We start from the raw sequence: 19,921 nt of genomic DNA, 5'->3' as shown, positions 1-19,921 counted from the left end.
GGTTATAACAAACTAAAAAATGTAAAATGGCAAAACTTTACTCAGAATGTCCCCAAAAACAAAACAACCTAAACCCAAAAGAAGAGACAGTGGATTTTCTTTTGAATTATTCCAAGGCTTTAAGTGTTATACATTGTAATAATTTGAAGTTTGAAGCACTTCAAAACTAAATTTGAAAAAATCCTGAATCGTTAGTCTTCAGGATTTTTTTTTGCTTTGGCTTTAAAGATGTCTAGGATGTTATCGAACACGTCAAAATGATGGTTTTCAGAGCGTAGCTCTATTGTTAATTTGTTTTTTTTGAAATTAATAGTATATATCTTTTTGTCTTCAAAAAGAGGTTTGAGAACTAATACCATATCATAAAAAGAAGGATTCAATACTCCAGATTTTGCTTCTAGTATATAGCCTTTTCCAATATTTAATGCAGTCACGTTTTTACTCAACAAAATCCTTAGGAGATTTCGCTTTTTCCTTTTCCGTATACTGAAACTAGGAAATCCACTATTGGCTATTGTTGTACTCCAAGTTGCCATGGTTAAGAGGCCTTGACTTTTTGCCGAAAGTAATAGGTTTCCAGAATTAGTAAATGTTGATTTTTTATACATTAAATCCCAAGATTCTGGGTGTTCAATTTTTCCAAATATTAAAAAGGACCGAGCGTTGTATTTGCCCTTTACCAATCCGCCTTTTTTTGCCATATACCGCTCAAAAGTTGCACAAAACTCTTTGTTTAGTTGAAAAAAGGGTGAAGATATTTCGTGAGGAGCTGCGTTAGATTTAATTTTCATGGACTGTTTTCTATATAAACTATTAGTATGAAAGGCAAATTAAAAGTTACAGATAATATGTGGCTGTAAGTAATTTATGTTAGAATCGACTTTTTGAATATACTTTCTATACTATGAAAAACACGAAATTCCACCAACTTTGTTCGGCCTACGATACGGCACAGAGCAATTTTGAATCCTATAAAAAGAACTGTCACAATTTTGCTATTGAACTTGTAAAGTCGCTTAAAACATATTATGCGATACCAGATCAGCAGTTTACCCTATATAAAATAGAAGAAAACAACAATTTTGATTTAATTCACGGATCATTACTAGGAGCATTGACATTAACACCAGAGAGCTATTGGCACTTTGGAATTGGACTAACAGTTTGTAAAGCCCCAGAATCTTTTCCTGAAGAACTCATTTTAATACATGTCATTTTTAGAAAAGAAAAAGGAAACACCTATTATTTAAAACATGCTTATGGCGAAAAAGAGTTTAAAGTGACTTATAAAAATCCTGAATCTTATGCTGGCTATTTTGACGATTTATTTAATACCATAATTTCTTCATATAATGGACATATACAGCAATTTATAGGAGAGAAAACTACTCGTAAACTTGGGTACTTACAATAACTAAATTTAATCTTCAATAGCCCTTTTCTTGAACAACACCTCAGTGTAATTGCTGGTCGTTAGATATTCCTGTTTAAGCCTTTTTAAATAATTTATAATCAATTCTCGATGAATATAATTTGGCTTTAAACAGTTATTAGATGCATTGTCTAAAATAGTTATAGCAATGTACCAGTTATTGCTTCTGTAAACATAATGATCTGATAATAAAGGGTCTATATTGTTGCTGTCTAGGGCAACATCGACAGCAATAGGGAATATGTTTAATACTTTATCTGGTATTTCTGCCTCATAGAAGGATAAAAAATATTGCTGTCCATCTAACTTTAAAGGCACATCATAATCGACATCTACATGATCTAATTTAAATTTAGTATTGATATAATTATAAAATTCATTGGCTTCTTTTGGGTCCTGAAAAATAAAGGCATATTCCTTAGGAAAGGTCCGTTTAAACTTCTTAGCAACCATGATTTTTTGATCTTTAATTGTTGGTGCTATTCTTAATGGAATACAAGATGCAACCAATAAAACAAGCACAATAGAGTAGATTGATTTCATAAAAAGAGTTTCCTCTTAAGTCACAACTATTGTACCAATGCCTTGTACTTATGTTATTTTTTCTTTGCGTAATAATCGTCAATAACCGATTTTCTACCAATGGTTTTTGTAATAGGATCTTTATCTAAATCCCAACCTCTAGCAGGAGAATATTCTCTACCATACCAAATAATTTGTAAGTGCAAATCATTCCATAGTTCTTTTGGAAATAGGCGTTTGGCATCTTTTTCTGTTTGCACAACGTTCTTACCATTAGTTAAGTTCCAACGATACATTAAACGATGGATATGAGTGTCTACCGGAAAAGCGGGAATACCAAACGCTTGAGATAAGACAACGGCTGCCGTTTTATGCCCAACAGCAGGCAATGCCTCTAATGCTTCATAAGTTCGAGGAACTTTACCTCCATGTTCGTTAATTAAAATATGTGACAAACCATAAATCCCCTTACTTTTCATTGGAGATAAACCAACAGGTTTGATAATCTCTCTAATCTCCTCAACCGAAAGTTTAATCATATCATAAGGATTGTCAGCTTTTGCGAATAAAAGTGGGGTAATTTGATTAACACGAACATCCGTGCTTTGTGCAGACATTAATACCGCTATGAGCAATGTATATGGGTCTTTATGTTCTAAGGGGATAGGAATTGTAGGATAAAGTTCGTTTAATGTTTTAATTACGAAATCCACTTTTTCTTGTTTGGTCATTGTTGTATATTTGATTACAAAAATAAGCAATATGCAAACATTAAAAGTAGGAGATAAAGTTCCAAATTTCACAGTAAACGATCAAGACGGGAATGCTGTATCACTCTCGGATTATAAAGGAAAAAAGCTTGTTGTTTTTTTCTATCCTAAAGCTAATACACCAACATGTACCGTTGAGGCTTGTAATTTGGGAGAGAATTATAAGGCGTTGCAAGATGCTGGTTATGAAATTTTAGGTGTGAGCGCAGATACCGAAAAGCGACAATCTAATTTTAAAAAGAAATTTAGTTTCCCATATCCATTGTTAGCCGATACAGAAAAAGAAGTTATAGATGCATTTGGGGTTTGGGGACCAAAAAAGTTTATGGGACGAGAGTTTGATGGTATTCATCGTATCACATTTTTAGTTGATGAAAAAGGAGTGGTGTCTCGCGTCATAGATAAAGTAAAAGCTAAAATTCATACAGATCAAATTTTGGAAGGATAAATTCTGATTTGTATTCAGAGTGATATAAAAGCTATAAAAAAACCGCAAGAAAATCTTGCGGTTTTTTATGTGTCATATTAATTCGTTTATTCTCCTAAATGCACCTGTTCGGTTTCACAACCAAAGAGGCTTTTTTCTTTTATAAGTGTAGAAACGCCTTCTGGAAGCATAACTTCCCAACCATCTTCGCCATCGGCAATCATTTTTAAAACAGTTCTCGAGAATACATTAAGTATCGATTCGTCAAAATCTGTGATATCAACAACTTTACCGTTATACTTAAAGAATTTATATAATTCTTTCATTCTTGGATGTACTTTTAAGTTCTCACTATCAGTTAAAGTGCCATCGTCGTTTTGCATTGGATACAAGTAAACACGTAAGTCTTTAAAGAAGAGTTTACCAAAGGCTTCTAAAATCCCACCACTTAAGTGACGATAATATTTCTCATCAAAGATGTCTACTAAATTATTCACACCCATAGCTAATCCCATTCTACTCTTTGTGTATTGAGAGAAGTATTCTACAAGTTTATAATATTCTTGGAAGTTAGAGATTAATACGGTTTGTCCCAACGAGCACAATAGTCGCGCACGATCCATGAAATCCTGTTCGTCAATTTCTCCCTCAGCTCTTAAATTAGATAATGTAATTTCGAAAATAACTTGAGTTTTATCAACATCAACTTTATTTTCTTTAATGAACATGTCATAAGATTTCTTATACATGTCCATATTTACCTTTGTTACTGGTCTGAAACTTCCACGTAAGGTTAATATGTTCTTTTTGTAAAGGACTCTAGCAGGTAAAACGTTGTTTCCATCAGGAGCAAACATAACGGCATCTGTCATCCCATTTCTTACAAGCTGTAAACTCATTAAACGGTTGTCTACATCTTCAAACACAGGGCCAGAAAAGTTAATCGTGTCTATTTCAACCTGATCTTTGTCCAAATGATCGTAGAGGTAGCGTAATAGCTTTCTTGGCTCATTATACTTATAGAAAGCACCATAAATAAGATTAGTCCCTAAAACACCCAAAGTTTCTTGCTGTAACCTAGCATCATTCTCTTTAAAACGAATGTGCAAAACAATTTCATTATAACCTTGATTTGGATCTACTTGGTATTTAATACCTACCCATCCATGTCCTTTGTATTTTTTCGCAAAATCTATTGTTGCAACAGTATTGGCATAAGCAAAAAACATTTTGTTAGGATGTACATCTCTTTTAATACGTTCTTCAACCAAATTCACTTCATGATCCAACATTTTACGAAGACGTGCTTCGGTTACATAACGTCTGTCATTTTCTATACCGTAAATTGCATCACTAAAGGCCTTATCGTATGCAGACATAGCCTTCGCAATGGTCCCAGAAGCACCTCCAGCTCTAAAGAACTGACGAACAGTTTCTTGTCCAGCTCCAATCTCCGCGAATGTTCCGTAGATATTCTCATTTAAGTTGATGCGTAAACATTTCGTTTTCAACGAAGGAATTTCATCAAACTCTTTATCTCCTTTTAAGGTTATTTCCATTTTTTATTTTGGGTTTGTCAACTATACAAAGGTATTAAAATACGGGGTTAAACTAAAAAAATTAGTTTTATTTTTGCATCAAATAAAAATGAAGTTGAAAGTAACATTTTTAGGAACAGGCACATCACAGGGTATTCCAGTAATAGGAAGTGATCACCCGGTGTGCTTAAGTAACAATCATAAAGACAAGCGTTTACGTGTTTCAGTACTAGTAGAATGGGATGATTATGCTTATGTTGTTGATTGTGGCCCAGATTTTAGGCAACAAATGTTAAGAGCTAATTGTCATAAGATTGATGGTATTGTGTTTACTCATGAGCATGCAGATCATACTTCAGGGTTAGATGATATCCGCCCATTTTATTTCAGACAAGGAGATATTCCGTTTTACGCACATAAGCGCGTTTTGGGTGAATTAGCAAAACGGTTTAATTATATTTTTACGACTGAAGATAAATATCCAGGTGTTCCAAGTGTTATTCAACATGAAATTAAGAATGAGGCCTTTCTCCTTGGAAATTTGAATGTCATACCAATTAATGGCTATCATCATAAGTTGCAAGTTTTTGGATTTCGTTTTGGTGACTTTGCTTATCTCACAGATATGAAAACTGTTGATGAAACTGAAATGAAAAAATTAGATGGGGTGAAAGTTTTGGTAGTTAATGCTTTACGAGAAAAGGAACACATCTCTCATTTTAATCTCAAGGAGGCTTTGGCATTTATAGAAAAGATAAAACCCGAAACCGCTTATTTAACCCATATAAGTCATTATTTAGGTTTTCATGATGTTGTGCAACAAAGTTTACCAGAAAACGTTTATTTAGCTTACGACAACTTACAAATAGAATTATAACTGTTAGAATTATTTAATATGAAGAGTAGAATATTTATGTACCTGTTTATTTTCACATTATTGCTTGTGATTTTTCAATTCGTGAATTCCAAAAACATTATTGAGAACTACGATGCACAACTAACAAGTTATAAAGAAACTCATACGCAACTTAGAGATTCTATTAGAGCGTTGGAGGATGAAAAGGTTGAAGATTTATATACATTTAGATTTGATACTAATGATGAGGCAATGACCTATTGGGAGAATAGGGGATTTAGGATTTCTGAATTTATACCACTTATAGAAGACGGACTCATAAGCCTTAATGCCTATGATACAGAAGATCATCCATTAGTTCCTTTTGCTTCTATGTCTGGAGAAAAAATGAGAATTGATCAAATTAGAATGCTCAACCATAAGTGGATTATTATCAATTTTACTGATGGAAAATATTCTGGTGAAATGCTCTTGGCTTATGACATGGATGACAAAGGAAATGTGACTTTTAGTGAGTTAGGATCGCTATTGTATCAACCTTAATCTTATTTCTTTTGATTTAACCACATCTCACGTGTTATACTGTACACGTTAAATGTATTCACTTTCTTTTCGAAGGTCATGCCGTTTTTTATGGCTACTATTTCAGAACCTATGTTGTCTGTATGCATCATAGATATTAGGTTAGTGGAAAATTCCTGTTCAAAACAAAACGTTTTACATTTTATTGCAGCTTCTTGGGCAAAACCTTTTCCCCAATACTTTGGAAGTATAGAGTAGCCAATTTCTAGGCGCTCTTCATCTTCAACGGTTTGAACTAATAATCCGCTTTGCCCAATAAATTCGCCAGTCCTTTTATCTATAAGCGCATTCATTCCTCCTAGTCCGTTATCATAGCGATGAAAGACTTTATTAAACCAAAATTCACATTGTTCAATTTGGGATAAGCCAGTAGGCATTCCTAAAAACAGATCAACTTTATCTTCTTTAAATAGAGGCAACCAAGTATTGAAATCATCTTTGGTGACTAATCTAAAATGGAGTCGTTGAGTCTCTTCACCTGTTAGAAGGTACTTCATAGTAGTTTTATATACGGTCTTCTAACCAATTTTTAAATGCATAAAAGTTTTGAGGAGCTACACCATGACCAACCGGAAATTCCGAATAAGTGTGCTTAATATGATGCTTATCTAAAAATTTGGGAGCTCTTCTTGCCCAATCGACAGGAATAACCTGATCTACACTTCCATGAGAACAATAAAAGTCTAAGTGTCCAATGTTTCTTTCATCTATATGTGGTGCAATCATATCGTCACTTACGTAACCACTTAAAGCAATGATGTTTTTAACTTTTTCAGGATATGTAAGGGCAACGGCATAACTTAAAATTGTTCCTTGACTAAAACCTAACAAGGTAACGTTATCCTTATTTACAGGATATTGAGCACAGGCTTCATCTATAAAATTTGAAATTTTATCTCTAGATTGAATGGCCTGTTCAACATCATTCCATTTGTTTTGATGTGCATCAAAATTGATAGCATACCAAGCATTACCAAAAGGTTGCATAGTATATGGAGCTCTTACTGAAATGATAAATAATTCTTCCGATAGTTCTTGTGCAAAAGAAAATAAATCATTTTCGTCGCTACCATATCCGTGACACATAATAAGTAAAGGAGCATTATCTTTTAAAGATGATGGTCTCGTGATGTGATGTAAAGATAAACTCATATTTAGTCTATTGAAGAAAATAACTTTTGAAAGAGAGGCCCTAAAATTGGGACCTCATTCATTTTACCGCCTACAGCACCAAAAATTCCGTAGAGAAAAAGTGCAATAAAGAAAATCCAAAATGACATTGATATCATCCAACTGTCAAAGGCACCTATAAAATAACCCAAAATCATTTGAAGTAACCATAAACCTAAAGCCTGACGAACATGAAACGAAACCAATGGATTGCGTGTTTCTTTATTCATAAAAAAGGCGATAAGTGTACCAATAAGTGTAATATAACTTACGATAGCCAAAGTGTTATTTTGCTTTTCTGCGTTGTCTTTCATGTATATTAATTTAAAATCATTTGATTGTTGGCAATGATCCCGTAAACAATCCCTTTTAATTCTTCTCCTTCAAATATGGCGTTTTTTGATGTTGAAAAGATATTTTCAGAAGAAAACGTATAACTACTAGTTGGATCGAAGAGCGACAAGTTTGCCTGATTACCAATGGCGACAGGTATGGCGTCTATACCAAAACGTTGTTTGCCTTTAGTTAGTACTTCTATTGTTTTCTTAGTGGTTAATAGCGTGTTTAATGCGCCAAAGGCACTTTCTAAGCCAATAGTACCATATTTTGCATAATCAAACTCAACTTTTTTGTGTTCGATGTCTAATGGGTTATGATCACTGGTTACCATATCAATAGTGCCGTCTTTAATACCATCAATTAACGCATTAATGTCGTTTTGCGTCCTTAAAGGAGGTAGTACTTTAAAGTTTGTGTTAAAAGTAACAAGTTGTTCGTCCGTATAAAATAAGTTATGAATAGCGACGCTGCAGGTAACATTCAATTTTTTTTGTTTAGCATCCCTAATCAGTTCTACAGATTTTGCAGTAGAAATCGTAGGAATATGCAATTTGCCCTCGGTGTATTCTAAAATAGATAAGTCTCTAGTTATTTGTAAGGCTTCGGCCAGTGCCGGATTTCCTTTTAAACCTAAAGATGTACTGGTTATATTTTCGTTCATTACTCCTAATCCGCTAATTCTTGATTCTTGAGGAAAAGAACAAACTAAACCATCAAAATTGCTAGCATATTGCAAAGCTATTTTCATGAGGTTAGGGTTTGAAACAGGCTTTTGATAATCATAATAGGCGACAGATCCGGCAGTTTTCATATCGAATAATTCGGCTAAATCTACACCATCACTATGTTTGGTCAAAGCCCCAATAGGATAGAGGTTAACTGGATGATTTGCAGCTTTGGATTTCAAAAAAGCAATATTGGCATATGAATCCACTACAGGGTTGGTGTTGGCGTTTACAGCAACACTTGTAAATCCAGATTGTGCGGCTGTTTTTAAACCGTTGTCAATGGTTTCACGTTCTTCATATCCAGGTTCACCAAAACTCACACTACTATCAAACCATCCTTGCGATACATGAAGGTTGTTTAATCGTAACTCTTTATAGTTTTTAGGGTTTTGAATGCGTTTGGATATTTGAGAAATCGTCCCTTTTTCTATTAAAATATCAACGGTTTGATTGTGAAAATCGCTTTTAGGATCAACTATAGTGGCAGATTTTACAAGTACGTTCATTTCAGAAATTTTAAGATGAGCATTTCAATAATTAAGAAAATCACTGCAAAAATAACAAACCATTTCCAGAGTTCATTAACATTAGTAGCACTTTTGATATCACTTATGGCTGTTGCAACAGAATTATCTAGTGTGGTATTCGTTATATTTTGAAAATCATAGTAATTCAGGTGACTTTCATTTCTATCGAAATTGAAACTCAAACTTTTTAGAAAACTGTCTTTATTCTGAACAGAAATAATACCTGCAACATCTGGATAGGTGTTTGTAATTAACTCTACTTTGTTGTCATAGGTTTGTTGTAGCGGTATAACTGAATTATCTCCACTTACTAAGGTTAAAATATCATCTTGTTGTAATTGCGTTGCAATATCTATAATGTTCTCATGTCCGATAGTGTAAAACAAGTCGCCAGTTTTTAAACTTTGCTTCCCTATATTATAAAGTATAGGAACTATTAGAGGGGAATTTTTAAAGTTTGAATTTTCTACATCGATTGCTGCTGAAAATCGGAAGGCATTTCCAGATTGAGATAAGAATGACTTACCGTCTTCAAAACTTAAAATAGAATTGACAGAGTTCTCAGCGTTATTATAAAATGAGTTCACTTTTGGATACTGGAAATTATTAACCTGTTTATCAAAAACGTTGGTTAATAAAGGATGGGAAAAATTGATACTAGTAATCTTCTTTTCTAACACATTTGATGCGCCGAAATTTGAAAATCCAAAAGTATTAAAAGCCTGATTGTAAGTGCTTAATGCTATGTCTTTTGAAGGGATTATTAATATGCTTCCACCCTTGTCGGTGAACGATTTTAAGGCCGTTGAAAGTGAACTAGGAATGTTTTGTAATTGATTTAAAACAATTAAATTTTGTAGCTCAATGGTGTTATAATTTAAAGCATTAAAATTGGTAGACATGTATTCAAATTCGTCACTGGTATAGATTTTTTTTAGAAATGAATCATCAGCCTCATTAATAGCTAGTACGTTTGTTTTTTCACGTTTATCGATATTAAAAAACAGTGTATTATCATACTTAAGATTACTATCCTCTATAACTATTTTACCATTGAATATAGTGTTAACCGGAATCGTGAAATTTGTAGTAGCTTCATTGGTAATGTTCACAGCTGTTTTTGCAATAAGTTTATCGTCGTTATACAATGAAATAGGTAGGGTTTCTATAGCGTCGCCTTGATTTTTTAGTAGTACAGTAAGTTCAAAATTTTCGACCGTCGTTTTTGAAATATATACGCTATCTATGGCTATATTACTTAGGTTAGATGGTTTTAATTGCACTAATTTCAAAGATACCAAGCTATCATTTGGTGTTGTTAGTCCTAGGTTTTTTTGTTGAAAATCAGATATTAGCACCAAATTTTTGATAGAATTCTGATCGTTTGAGAATAGTTTTTTTCCTTTTAAAACTGCAGCATCATAAGTAATTTGATTAGGTGAATGTTTAAGCTGAATGAGGTCATTTTTAATAGCCTTAACGCTGGTGTTATTAAAGTTTTCGTCATTCGTGAAAATTGAAATTTGTTCGTTCTCATCGACGTTTTCAATAATGTCTTGTATTGCAGTATTTAATAAACTCCCATTTGTGCTTGGCGATTGCATACTAAACGAATTATCAAGATAGATAACAGTTTCGCTTTTGGTATTAAAGCTGTCGGATTTCGAAATATAGGGTTGCGCAAAGGCAATAATAGCACAAGCAAGAAGGAGTAAACGCGTAATTAAAGTAAGCCATTTTTTTAATTGCGAACTTTTACGTGTTTGAATCACCAATTCTTTTAAAAATTGAACGTTGGTGAAAGGAACGCTCTTAAATTTTCTTAATTGAAATAAGTGAACAATTATTGGAATAACGAGTAGAAATAAAGCGTAAAGAAGTTCTGGGTGTTTAAACTGCATTCCTGTTTTTTGGATTGTTTTTGTTCGGAATCAAATATAGAAAATGATATGCGATTAGTTGCTTTAGCTTTTGAGAATTTTAACGTTTAAACAAAGATAAGTCTGTTGTTATATGGATTTTTTGTTTTATTCCTAACAAAAGAAGAAATAATCTGTCATGGCAGTCATTTGTTGTGTCTTGAAATAAGACTTAATGTCCTTTTGAGACGCTTCGTTGGCAACCGTTACAATACTTTGTGGATGATCTAAATTTTTTAGATGTTCAAAACTAAATAAGAGTTCGTCGTAAATATGTTTTCCAATTTTTTTAGGATTATCACATATCCATAAAAATGGAATGTGTTTTTTCTTCAAAAGTTGAGCAACTTTCTTTCCTTTATGTCCAGCTCCCCAAACAGTTAAGGGACGAGAACTATTATAATTAAGTTCTAAAAAATAGTCCACTTTTAATTCTAGAAAATGATTTTCGGCGTAATGGTCATTTGTGCGTGAAGCTCTTGTAGAATAATCGCGCCAATAATGGAGTTCTTGAGTACTAGGAATACAAGTTATATTGTGCTTATACAATCGAAAAGTTAAGTCGTAATCTTCAGGATATCGATTGGGTGTAAATCCGCCACAGGCCAAAAAATCTGAGCGATGCAACATCCAACAAGGCGACGGAATAACACACTCCTTATAAATTTCAGAATAATTAAGTCCACTTGATGTTAAAGTATTAAGCCAAGATTCATACTTGGCATAACCATTTCCAATGCCATCCTTACTAAAATACTTCACTAAACCAAGAGCAACATGTTGCTTGCCATAAATTTGCAATTGATTTAACATGGTGCTTAATTTGTTTGTATGCATGATGTCATCACTATCCATGCGAGTTATATAATGACCAGTACTTTTGGCAAATGCCAATTTTAATGCATCAATTATTCCGGCACCACTGTTTTTAAATAACTTTATGCGCTTATCTTTTTCGGCATAAGCGCGAACGAGATCATAGCTGTTATCACTTGAATGGTCATCAACTATGAGTAATTCCCATTGTTGATAGTTCTGTTTTATAATGGAGTCTAGGCATTCAGGCAGATAGGTCTGCGTATTTTTAAAAGGTGTAAGAATGCTAATTAAGGGGTTTGACATATTACAAAAGTACCATTTTAACAAAACCTTAGCTAAATTAGTGGTAACAGATTGTAGTTTTGTGCGTCAGACAAAAATATCTGAAAATAATTAACATTACAATGAAAAAAATTCTATCAATTTTCGCTACCAGTGCATTGCTAGTAGCTTGTGGATCATCTAAATCTTCAGTGAATGATTTAGCCACTGCAAATCCTATTTCAACATCAATTAATTTATCGGGCGTTACTGCTGATAAAGCACCTGTAACTATTAATCCGGGACGATTTACCGAAGATGTAGTGACTTACCGATTACCTAAAGTAGTTCAAGGAACGTATTCTGTGAGTGACTTTGGTAAATACGTTGACGATTTTAAAGCCTTTGATTACGATGGAAAAGAAATGCCTGTCGTTAAAGAAAACACAAATACTTGGACTATCGCAAATGCGAAAAACCTTGATAGAATTGAGTACTTAGTTAATGATACATTCGATCAAGAAAAGAGTGGAGGAATTGGAGGAGAAGTGCCGTTCTCACCAGCAGGAACAAATATTGAGCCAGATAACTATGTATTAAACTTACATGGTTTTATAGGTTATTTTGATTCTTTAAAAGATGCTCAATATACTTTAGATGTAACTGCTCCTGCTAATTTTGAGCGTACATCTGCATTGCAAAACACAAATACAAAATCAAGTTCTGATGGCACTCAAATAACGACATCTTACTTTGCACCGCGTTATTTTGATATTACAGATAACCCAATGATGTATGGTAAATTAGATGTTGAAGAATTTATGGTTGGAGATATCAAAATTGTATTAAGTGTATATTCTCCAAATAAGGTGCACACTGCAGCGAGTATGAAAGAGACGGTTTACAAAATGATGGAAGCCCAAAAAGCATACTTAGGAGATGTTGATAGTACACCTCGTTACGATATTTACTTGTATTTGTCTGATGGGAGTGAAGGAGCACCAAAAGGATTTGGAGCTTTAGAGCATCACACATCTACAGTTGTGGTGTTAGGAGAAAATTCTTCAAAAGAGCAATTAGCTGCCTCAATGATTGATGTAGTTGCGCACGAATTTTTTCATATTGTAACGCCATTGTCTGTACATTCTGAAGATGTACATTATTTTGATTATAACGATCCAACATTCTCAAAACACTTGTGGATGTATGAAGGCGTTACAGAATATTTCGCGCAGCATTTCCAAATTTATGAAGGACTTGTAGATGATGATGCATATTATGCAACGATGAATCAAAAAATTCAGGTTTCTAAAAACATGGATGATGCAATGAGTTTCACGACTATGAGTGAAAACGTGCTTAATGAACCTTATGCTGCGAACTATTATAACGTATATATGAAAGGTGCCTTAATAGGTATGTGTATTGATATTTTAATGCGAGAAGAGAGTAATGGTAATCGTAGCATGCTTTCACTTATGAAAGAATTATCGGCCAAATATGGAAAAGAAAAGCCGTTCGTTGATGATAATATCATTGCAGAAATTACTGAAATGACATATCCATCTGTAGGTGAATTTTTAAATACACATGTTGTTGGTGGAACACCAATTGATTATTCAAAATTCTTTGAAAAGGTAGGTTTAACTTTTGGAGAAAAAAGTGAGGCAACAAGTTATATTCAAAGTGGAGAAGGATTCATATTTGGAGCTAATCAAGATAAAGGAGAAATTTATTTTTCTGAAAACGTAAAGAATAATAGCTTTTGGGCAGATCAAGGTGTGATGCCAAATGATATCATTAAAACGGTAAATGGAGAGGCATTAACTATGCAAAATGCACAGGCAATGTTAGGAGCTATGTACCAATGGAAAGAAGGTGATGATATTAAAGTGGTTTTAGAACGTGATGGAAAAGAAGTAGTTGTAGAAACTAAACTCGTACCAACGTTCACAACAACACGCAGTATTATTGAAGATGAAAATGCTACAGAAGCACAAAAAAATACAAGAAAAGCTTGGTTGAAAGGCTAGACTTTTTTTAGTCGTATTGAAAGCTGATAAATATTTAATATTTATCAGCTTTTTTTTTTAACGATATGTTAGATCATATGACGTTAAAAAATAAAGTGTTTAGTCTGTGATAAAACCTTCAAATTTTCTAATAGAATCAAAAAACACTTTTTTATCAAAATCAGGTTTAAGTGTTAATTCAAATGAAATAAAATTGTCTAGAAAGTTATTCGTATAATTTACAGGTGCGAGTTTATCCTCTAATTCAATATACATGAGTATGCTATTAATAGCATTTTGCACGTCGTTTTTATTCTCTAAGATTAGCTTTTTAAAGCCCATTTTCTCAGAAAAAATAGATTTAAGCCTAGACCGTTTTAGTCTAAAAGAATGTTTCATTTTGGTTAGTTTAATATTAGGAGAGGCATTGCAAATATAAAAAAATTAAAACCCTTCAAAAACTCCTAATCCAAATAAAGCAAAATCATATTTAACAGGATCAAATGGGTCTAATCGACGTAAAGCCATGTCGAGTTCTAATAAGGCTTTACCATCATTCTGTTTTCGTTTGATGAGTTTCAATTTTCTAGCTACATTTCCAGAATGCACATCTAGAGGGCAAGACAGTGCGCTAGGAGAGATGCTATTCCATATACCAAAATCTACACCATTTTGGTCTTGTCTTACCATCCATCTTAAATACATGTTAATACGCTTTGCAGCAGAGTTTTTAAGCGGATCGCTAACATGTTTTTTGCTACGTTCTAAATGTTCAATTTCGAAAAATGCAGCTTTAAATTTATGAATGCATAACTGGAGATTATCACCATCATGGTATTTAGAAAATAGAGCTTCAAGGCCGTCATGATTCGTATAAATGTGCTGTAAACTTTTTATAAACTGAATAAAGTCATCACCATTAAACGTTCTATGTACAAACTGTTTAAGACTCTTCAAGTCATTATTGGTATGATTCAGAATAAAATCGTGAGGAGACCGATGGAGTAAATCCATCATTCTAAAAGCATTTTTTATGATACTTTTACGATTTCCCCAGGCAATAGTAGCCGTTAAAAAACCCGCAATTTCTATATCTTCTTTTTTTGTGAATTGATGTGGAATCTGAATAGGATCACTGTCTATAAATCGCGGATGATTATATTGATCTACTTTAGTGTCTAGAAATTCCTTAAGTTCTTTTTGATTCAAACGGCTCTATTTTATGTATACAAATTTACATTACTTTAATAGTTGTTGCAATAGTCGAGAATTGCTAATTTTGTAAGTATAATCTAACATTATGAAAAGCTCAACTTTTACTATCTTATTATGTGTATTCACATTGCTATCTTGTCAACGTGTGAAGGATAAAACCCAAGAAACAATTAATGCCGGCGGAGAGGCGGTTGGGAAATCGGCTACCGAATTTATTGAAGGTGTTTCTGAAGGGATCGACAAAACTTTAGAAGCTAAAATTAAACTATCTCCAAACCTAAAAACAAAAGGTATTGATACGGGTAAATTTACAATTGCTAATAATCCCCAAGGAGGAAAAGATAACTTATTAACCTTATACCTCATTTTCAATCAGGATTTTAGCGATATCGTTTTTGTGAAAGTTTTTGATAAAAACGGACTCGAGACAGGGCGTGCTAAATTGGAAGTAACAGGTAAAAAGGGAGATGCTAACTATTTTGATTTTACTTTTGGAAAACGCGTTGAAATAGAATATCGTAGTGTGATAATTGTAGAGTAGATTTAATTTATGAGAGAATTAGGTATTGCTTCTATCATATTAATAATTGCAAACGTCGCTATTAGTTATCGAGGTTTCAAGAATAGGACTTTTTTTGAAAGCTACAAATTTGAAGTTGATAAAATCCTAATTCAGAAAGATTATATCCGTTTAGTATCTTCAGGGTTTTTACATACCAGTTGGAGGCATCTCATTTTTAATTTAATAAGTTTATATGCATTTAGTGGCATGTTAGAGATGCAACTGGGCATTTGGAGTTATTTATTAATCTATTTTGTTAGTTTAATAGGTGGAGATCTTTTGGCACTGTTTATTCATAGAAATCATGGTGATTATAGTGCTGTAGGAGCATCAGGTGCAGTTTGTGGTATAATCTTCGCTTCTATAGCTCTTTTTCCAGGATTAGATATTGGCTTCTTCGGAATTCCATTAGCTATACCTAATTGGATTTTTGGAGTGCTATATGTGATATATTCTATCTACGGAATTACGTCTGCCAAAGACAATATTGGGCATGAGGCTCATCTAGGAGGAGCTTTAATAGGAATGCTTGTTGCCATAACCATACGACCAGAAGCGTTGGTAAACAATTATATCATTATTACCATGATTGCAATTCCAATCATTTTATTCATATACATAATTGTTAGAAAACCTCATATCTTATTTATCAATAATCTATATTTTAAAAGCAAATCACATAATTTAACTATCGATCAAAGGTATAATGAGACTAAGGTTTTCAAGCAAAAAGAGATTGATAAACTCTTGGATAAGATTAGCAGAAAGGGGATTGGTAGCTTATCTAAAAAGGAGAAAGAAAAACTTGATAATTATTCAAAGTAATACTAGAATATCTTGGCATGTGTTATCCCACTATCTTTCCATCAATCATCGTTAATTTGCGATCTGCCATGTTCGCAAGCTCTTCATTATGAGTAACAATGACAAAAGTTTGACCGAATTCATCACGAAGTTTAAAGAACAGATTGTGTAAATTCTCTGCAGATTCACTGTCCAAATTACCTGAAGGTTCATCAGCAAAAATTAACCCAGGGTTATTCACCAAGGCTCTTGCTACAGCAACACGTTGTTGTTCTCCACCAGAAAGCTCATTGGGCTTATGGTCGTAACGATGTGATAAGCCAAGAAAATCTAATAATTCTTTGGCACGTGTTTCGGCTTCGCTTTGAGATTTACCACCTATAAACGCTGGAATACAAACATTTTCTAAAGCTGTGAATTCTGGCAGTAATTGATGAAATTGAAAAATAAAACCAATATGCTCGTTTCTAAACTTGGCTAATGCTTTATCTCCTAATTGAGGAATAGAAACATCATTTATAACCAGCTCACTGGTATTGTTTGAGCTTATTTTATCTAAAGTACCAATAATTTGTAGCAAGGTCGTTTTTCCTGCTCCAGAAGCGCCAACAATTGATACGATTTCCCCTTTTTTGATGTCTAAATCGACACCTTTTAAGACATGTAAATCGCCATAGTTTTTATGAATATTCTTTGCTTTTATCATCATGTTGAAATGAGTTCCGAAAATACTACTTTAATATGGATAATTATAAAATATTATAATTTGAACTGAAACGAGTATTTGAAAAATCAGGATCATAACGATAACGATTATTCGAGAATCTACTCAATGTATTGACATTGGTATTTCGTTTTTTAAACACATTTTTTATACTATTATAATCAATAAAGTATTGAAGTCTAATAGAAAATGTATGTTGAATAGACTGATCGAATAAGGAACTAAGACTGTCAAAATAAGAATCTTCAGAAGCATTACTAAAATTAAACAACCTGTTTCTATATAGCGTAGTTAAAAAACTACCAGGAGCAACTTGCCATGTGTAGCTTAAATCTAAATTCCATGTATTAAAATTTACATTCGGATCAGAAATGTCAGTTGTTCTGTAATCATCATCTCTGTTTAAGCTACCATCTTCCTGCAATGCAAATAAACCTTCATCATAGGTTACTGTAGACCAAAAGTTTCTAAATGACAATGACAATGTGTGGAAAGGGTTAAAACTATAACTACTAGAAATACTGTTCTCAATGGTTAAAATGTCACGTTCACCAAAGACAATATCGTCATCAATGTTTGTTACAAAGCCTCTACTACCTTTATTGTTTTGATATGAAAAACCATAATTAACAAAGAACTTGTCGCTAAAACGATATGTTGGTTCTATCCCAAAATCATATCCAAATAAATCTCTTTCCTTATCGAATGCATGAAATGTACCTCCATTAACTTCAATAGAAAAAGGTTTATTATTATTGGTTTCAAACCAACCGCCAATAAATCCTATGTTCTTAAATACAAAAAAGCGCTTGTTTTCAAAGTCTCTTGGTTCAAAAAAGTCGAATTGTTTTCCTGGTTCAAAATTAAGATTTGCTCCAAACCAAAGAAGTTTTTTAGTTTGAGCGTTCATATTAAAACCAAAATTAGTTCCAGTAAAAGTACTTGGTTTAAATAGACGTCTGTAGTTTACCCAACCATTAATTCTGAAGTTATTTAACTTTTCAGTAGGTTCAAAAATCTGGTATGACCCGTCAATACCAAAATTATTAAGGTTATTTCGAAAGTTTAAACCCAAATCATTAATATCATATTTAGTATCCGATAAGCGATGATCGAAACTATATCTATAATTACCATGCGATTTTCTAATCAGAAAAAACGAATTAAAACCTGTTTCCGTTCCGCTTGGCAGATTGACATTACTCATTTTTAGTTGCCCACGAATATTATAGGTGTTTCTTTTATTTGAGATATCGGCTAGAAGCCCAGTCACATTTCCGTCTCTAAAACGCCCATTTCTTGTTACGTTGGTATTAATTAAACTCACTGATGAATTCCCATTAAATTGCTGGTCAACCACAAGAATATTGTAATTAGCCAATGGCTCAACAACTTCTCGGCGTATCTCGTCGGTCACAGTGTTTCTGATACTTGCTTCTGTTTTTTCGGTAATGGCATTAAAGAACCCTATTCCTAATCCTTTTTTGGTGCGTCCAGATACTTTCAAAGCGTTAAGGGTTTTAACCTCTGTTGGCATGTCTATAACTTCTTCATTTTCTGCCAAATTTGGACTACCAATTGGTGCATTTCCAATTCGTCTTGAGAAGAATAAATTTCCTTTATTAAATAAATCAACCCCTTCCTTAAAAAATTGACGTTGTTCGCCAAAGGTTTGTTCAAAAGGCCCCAAATTTAATCTTACGTTATCAAAGGCAGCTTGACTAAAATCTGGGATTAAAGTGGCATCTAGAGTAAAGTTTTCAGTTAAACCAAATTTCACATCGGCACCAATATTATATTCAGGTTTTTTGTTGCTATCATAAATTGTAGATAAAAACGGATAAAACAGCAGTCGAGTAGGAGGTTCAATATTTCTTATACCAACAAGTTCTCCATTATACAAACCAATATTTCCTTTAGTTCTATCAATTGGATTCCAAGAATATTGTGAATTACTAATTCGAAATCGTCTGTGAAATTGAATTCCCCAAGTTTGAACTTCTTGATTAGAAAAGCGTAGTGCTCTGTATGGGATCTTTACTTCAACAATCCAACCATCATCTACCATTTTTACAGCACTATCCCAAACGGCATTCCATCCAAAATCTTCACCATTACTTGGAGATGCAACGGCATCGGCTTGGGTACCAGAAGTAAATACAAAAAACTCGGTATCATTTTGTCCGTCATTATTCGGGTTAAGAATGATTCCAAAAAAATCTGAATTACCAAAATTATCGCGACTAGTAAACTGCGTTTGAATGTCTTCTGGTTTATCCTTCAAATAGGCAGATACATAAATGGCACTGTCGTCATAAGCCATTTTTACTGTTGTTTTTTGATGCGCAGGAAGTGCTACTCCCATTTCGGGTCTAAACTGCGTAAAATCTGTTGCGATATCTGCTGTTTGCCAAACAGCATCATCTAAAACACCGTCAATTTTTGGAGGTGTAGAGGTTCTTTTAATTTGGAGTTGTTTCTTTTCTTGAGCATTTGTGAGAAAGCCAAATGCTATAAATGCTAATAAGATTAAGCGAAATTTCATTTTATTTTGATTGATGATTAGTCTCTAATTAATTTAAAGACCCTAGATTTTTTAGTTTGTTACAGTTAGGTATACAAAACTACCTATGCTAATCGCTCAATTTTCATAAGTAAACGTTAAAAAGATTAGCTTACTGTTAATGTTTTTATAATGGAATACTAAAATTTTG

Annotated in this window: 22 protein-coding genes; 8 read left to right on the top strand and 14 right to left on the bottom strand. The window is 33.2% G+C overall.

Annotated elements, in window-relative coordinates:
* Positions 1-26 precede the first annotated feature (26 nt).
* Positions 27-170, top strand: coding sequence for a hypothetical protein (locus Q0787_RS08530; protein ID WP_172827448.1), 144 nt, complete (start codon positions 27-29; stop codon positions 168-170).
* Positions 171-191: 21 nt separating this feature from the next.
* Here the strand turns inward: Q0787_RS08530 and Q0787_RS08525 are convergent, their stop codons facing one another.
* Positions 192-791 (bottom strand): hypothetical protein, encoded by a 600-nt coding sequence (locus Q0787_RS08525; RefSeq protein WP_298902017.1) that lies wholly within the window; start codon positions 789-791, stop codon positions 192-194.
* 113 nt (positions 792-904) lie between these two features.
* Here Q0787_RS08525 and Q0787_RS08520 point away from each other — a divergent pair, with 113 nt between their 5' ends.
* Positions 905-1,414 (top strand): hypothetical protein, encoded by a 510-nt coding sequence (locus Q0787_RS08520; RefSeq protein ID WP_298902016.1) that lies wholly within the window; start codon positions 905-907, stop codon positions 1,412-1,414.
* Between the two features lie 6 nt (positions 1,415-1,420).
* Here Q0787_RS08520 and Q0787_RS08515 read toward each other — a convergent pair whose 3' ends face one another.
* Both Q0787_RS08515 and nth read right to left on the bottom strand, forming a co-directional pair.
* Positions 1,421-1,975 (bottom strand): hypothetical protein, encoded by a 555-nt coding sequence (locus Q0787_RS08515; RefSeq protein ID WP_298902015.1) that lies wholly within the window; start codon positions 1,973-1,975, stop codon positions 1,421-1,423.
* 53 nt (positions 1,976-2,028) lie between these two features.
* Entirely contained in the window at positions 2,029-2,685 is a 657-nt protein-coding gene (gene nth / locus Q0787_RS08510) for an endonuclease III (RefSeq protein WP_298902014.1), read from the bottom strand.
* Between the two features lie 31 nt (positions 2,686-2,716).
* Between nth and bcp the strand changes: the two genes are divergently transcribed.
* Positions 2,717-3,172: a thioredoxin-dependent thiol peroxidase gene (bcp, locus tag Q0787_RS08505; protein WP_298902012.1), complete on the top strand. Its 456-nt coding sequence runs from the start codon at positions 2,717-2,719 to the stop codon at positions 3,170-3,172.
* Between the two features lie 86 nt (positions 3,173-3,258).
* On the opposite strand, the gene Q0787_RS08500 is transcribed toward bcp, so the two are convergent.
* Positions 3,259-4,710, bottom strand: a complete 1,452-nt coding sequence (locus tag Q0787_RS08500; RefSeq protein WP_298902010.1) for a TonB-dependent receptor — start codon at positions 4,708-4,710, stop codon at positions 3,259-3,261.
* Between the two features lie 94 nt (positions 4,711-4,804).
* Here Q0787_RS08500 and Q0787_RS08495 point away from each other — a divergent pair, with 94 nt between their 5' ends.
* Both Q0787_RS08495 and Q0787_RS08490 read left to right on the top strand, forming a co-directional pair.
* On the top strand, positions 4,805-5,566 hold the full coding sequence (locus Q0787_RS08495) for an MBL fold metallo-hydrolase (RefSeq protein ID WP_298902235.1): 762 nt from the start codon (positions 4,805-4,807) through the stop codon (positions 5,564-5,566).
* Between the two features lie 81 nt (positions 5,567-5,647).
* Positions 5,648-6,088 (top strand): hydrolase, encoded by a 441-nt coding sequence (locus tag Q0787_RS08490; RefSeq protein ID WP_298902009.1) that lies wholly within the window; start codon positions 5,648-5,650, stop codon positions 6,086-6,088.
* 2 nt (positions 6,089-6,090) lie between these two features.
* Here the strand turns inward: Q0787_RS08490 and Q0787_RS08485 are convergent, their stop codons facing one another.
* From Q0787_RS08485 to Q0787_RS08460, 6 genes are all read right to left on the bottom strand, one after another.
* Positions 6,091-6,624, bottom strand: a complete 534-nt coding sequence (locus Q0787_RS08485) for a GNAT family N-acetyltransferase (RefSeq protein ID WP_298902007.1) — start codon at positions 6,622-6,624, stop codon at positions 6,091-6,093.
* A gap of 7 nt (positions 6,625-6,631) precedes the next feature.
* On the bottom strand, positions 6,632-7,279 hold the full coding sequence (locus Q0787_RS08480) for an alpha/beta fold hydrolase (RefSeq protein WP_298902005.1): 648 nt from the start codon (positions 7,277-7,279) through the stop codon (positions 6,632-6,634).
* Between the two features lie 2 nt (positions 7,280-7,281).
* Positions 7,282-7,611 carry a hypothetical protein gene (locus Q0787_RS08475; RefSeq protein ID WP_298902003.1) on the bottom strand — a complete coding sequence of 110 codons (330 nt, stop codon included), beginning with the start codon at positions 7,609-7,611 and terminating at the stop codon, positions 7,282-7,284.
* Between the two features lie 5 nt (positions 7,612-7,616).
* Positions 7,617-8,870, bottom strand: coding sequence for a dihydroorotase family protein (locus tag Q0787_RS08470; RefSeq protein WP_298902001.1), 1,254 nt, complete (start codon positions 8,868-8,870; stop codon positions 7,617-7,619).
* Positions 8,867-10,792 carry a BatA domain-containing protein gene (locus tag Q0787_RS08465; protein WP_298902000.1) on the bottom strand — a complete coding sequence of 642 codons (1,926 nt, stop codon included), beginning with the start codon at positions 10,790-10,792 and terminating at the stop codon, positions 8,867-8,869. Before Q0787_RS08465 ends, Q0787_RS08470 begins: the two co-directional genes overlap by 4 nt.
* Before the next feature lie 132 nt (positions 10,793-10,924).
* Complete coding sequence (locus tag Q0787_RS08460) at positions 10,925-11,932, bottom strand: glycosyltransferase family 2 protein (protein WP_298901999.1); 1,008 nt, start codon at positions 11,930-11,932, stop codon at positions 10,925-10,927.
* Between the two features lie 101 nt (positions 11,933-12,033).
* Here Q0787_RS08460 and Q0787_RS08455 point away from each other — a divergent pair, with 101 nt between their 5' ends.
* Positions 12,034-13,923: a peptidase M61 gene (locus Q0787_RS08455; RefSeq protein ID WP_298901998.1), complete on the top strand. Its 1,890-nt coding sequence runs from the start codon at positions 12,034-12,036 to the stop codon at positions 13,921-13,923.
* Positions 13,924-14,022: 99 nt separating this feature from the next.
* Here the strand turns inward: Q0787_RS08455 and Q0787_RS08450 are convergent, their stop codons facing one another.
* Together Q0787_RS08450 and Q0787_RS08445 are read right to left on the bottom strand one after the other, a co-directional pair.
* The gene (locus tag Q0787_RS08450) at positions 14,023-14,301 is read right to left on the bottom strand and encodes a hypothetical protein (RefSeq protein ID WP_298901997.1); all 279 of its coding nucleotides are present in this window, start codon (positions 14,299-14,301) and stop codon (positions 14,023-14,025) included.
* A 45-nt stretch (positions 14,302-14,346) separates the two neighbouring features.
* Positions 14,347-15,111, bottom strand: coding sequence for a TIGR02757 family protein (locus tag Q0787_RS08445; protein ID WP_298901996.1), 765 nt, complete (start codon positions 15,109-15,111; stop codon positions 14,347-14,349).
* A 91-nt stretch (positions 15,112-15,202) separates the two neighbouring features.
* On the opposite strand from Q0787_RS08445, the gene Q0787_RS08440 reads away from it, so the two are divergent.
* Both Q0787_RS08440 and Q0787_RS08435 read left to right on the top strand, forming a co-directional pair.
* Positions 15,203-15,658 carry a hypothetical protein gene (locus Q0787_RS08440; protein WP_298901995.1) on the top strand — a complete coding sequence of 152 codons (456 nt, stop codon included), beginning with the start codon at positions 15,203-15,205 and terminating at the stop codon, positions 15,656-15,658.
* Between the two features lie 9 nt (positions 15,659-15,667).
* Entirely contained in the window at positions 15,668-16,504 is an 837-nt protein-coding gene (locus tag Q0787_RS08435) for a rhomboid family intramembrane serine protease (RefSeq protein ID WP_298901993.1), read from the top strand.
* Between the two features lie 22 nt (positions 16,505-16,526).
* Here the strand turns inward: Q0787_RS08435 and Q0787_RS08430 are convergent, their stop codons facing one another.
* Together Q0787_RS08430 and Q0787_RS08425 are read right to left on the bottom strand one after the other, a co-directional pair.
* Positions 16,527-17,189, bottom strand: a complete 663-nt coding sequence (locus Q0787_RS08430) for an ABC transporter ATP-binding protein (RefSeq protein ID WP_298902234.1) — start codon at positions 17,187-17,189, stop codon at positions 16,527-16,529.
* 43 nt (positions 17,190-17,232) lie between these two features.
* A complete protein-coding gene (locus Q0787_RS08425) occupies positions 17,233-19,752 on the bottom strand; it encodes a DUF5916 domain-containing protein (protein WP_298901992.1) in 2,520 nt (839 codons plus the stop codon).
* Positions 19,753-19,921: the final 169 nt, after the last annotated feature.

Source organism: uncultured Psychroserpens sp. (assembly GCF_947492715.1).
Lineage (GTDB): Bacteria > Bacteroidota > Bacteroidia > Flavobacteriales > Flavobacteriaceae > Psychroserpens.
The sequence above is the reverse complement of the archived record's forward strand: the minus strand, read 5'-3'. Positions and strand labels throughout refer to the sequence as shown.

Bases quoted from the DNA above. Each gene is read 5' to 3' on its own strand.
- Q0787_RS08530 (WP_172827448.1), top strand. From the start codon at position 27: ATGGCAAAACTTTACTCAGAATGTCCCCAAAAACAAAACAACCTAAAC.
- Q0787_RS08470 (WP_298902001.1), bottom strand. From the start codon at position 8,870: ATGAACGTACTTGTAAAATCTGCCACTATAGTTGATCCTAAAAGCGAT.
- Q0787_RS08455 (WP_298901998.1), top strand. From the start codon at position 12,034: ATGAAAAAAATTCTATCAATTTTCGCTACCAGTGCATTGCTAGTAGCT.
- Q0787_RS08485 (WP_298902007.1), bottom strand. From the start codon at position 6,624: ATGAAGTACCTTCTAACAGGTGAAGAGACTCAACGACTCCATTTTAGA.
- Q0787_RS08520 (WP_298902016.1), top strand. From the start codon at position 905: ATGAAAAACACGAAATTCCACCAACTTTGTTCGGCCTACGATACGGCA.
- Q0787_RS08500 (WP_298902010.1), bottom strand. From the start codon at position 4,710: ATGGAAATAACCTTAAAAGGAGATAAAGAGTTTGATGAAATTCCTTCG.
- bcp (WP_298902012.1), top strand. From the start codon at position 2,717: ATGCAAACATTAAAAGTAGGAGATAAAGTTCCAAATTTCACAGTAAAC.
- Q0787_RS08480 (WP_298902005.1), bottom strand. From the start codon at position 7,279: ATGAGTTTATCTTTACATCACATCACGAGACCATCATCTTTAAAAGAT.
- Q0787_RS08430 (WP_298902234.1), bottom strand. From the start codon at position 17,189: ATGATAAAAGCAAAGAATATTCATAAAAACTATGGCGATTTACATGTC.
- Q0787_RS08515 (WP_298902015.1), bottom strand. From the start codon at position 1,975: ATGAAATCAATCTACTCTATTGTGCTTGTTTTATTGGTTGCATCTTGT.
- nth (WP_298902014.1), bottom strand. From the start codon at position 2,685: ATGACCAAACAAGAAAAAGTGGATTTCGTAATTAAAACATTAAACGAA.
- Q0787_RS08460 (WP_298901999.1), bottom strand. From the start codon at position 11,932: ATGTCAAACCCCTTAATTAGCATTCTTACACCTTTTAAAAATACGCAG.
- Q0787_RS08465 (WP_298902000.1), bottom strand. From the start codon at position 10,792: ATGCAGTTTAAACACCCAGAACTTCTTTACGCTTTATTTCTACTCGTT.
- Q0787_RS08440 (WP_298901995.1), top strand. From the start codon at position 15,203: ATGAAAAGCTCAACTTTTACTATCTTATTATGTGTATTCACATTGCTA.
- Q0787_RS08435 (WP_298901993.1), top strand. From the start codon at position 15,668: ATGAGAGAATTAGGTATTGCTTCTATCATATTAATAATTGCAAACGTC.
- Q0787_RS08475 (WP_298902003.1), bottom strand. From the start codon at position 7,611: ATGAAAGACAACGCAGAAAAGCAAAATAACACTTTGGCTATCGTAAGT.
- Q0787_RS08525 (WP_298902017.1), bottom strand. From the start codon at position 791: ATGAAAATTAAATCTAACGCAGCTCCTCACGAAATATCTTCACCCTTT.
- Q0787_RS08450 (WP_298901997.1), bottom strand. From the start codon at position 14,301: ATGAAACATTCTTTTAGACTAAAACGGTCTAGGCTTAAATCTATTTTT.
- Q0787_RS08425 (WP_298901992.1), bottom strand. From the start codon at position 19,752: ATGAAATTTCGCTTAATCTTATTAGCATTTATAGCATTTGGCTTTCTC.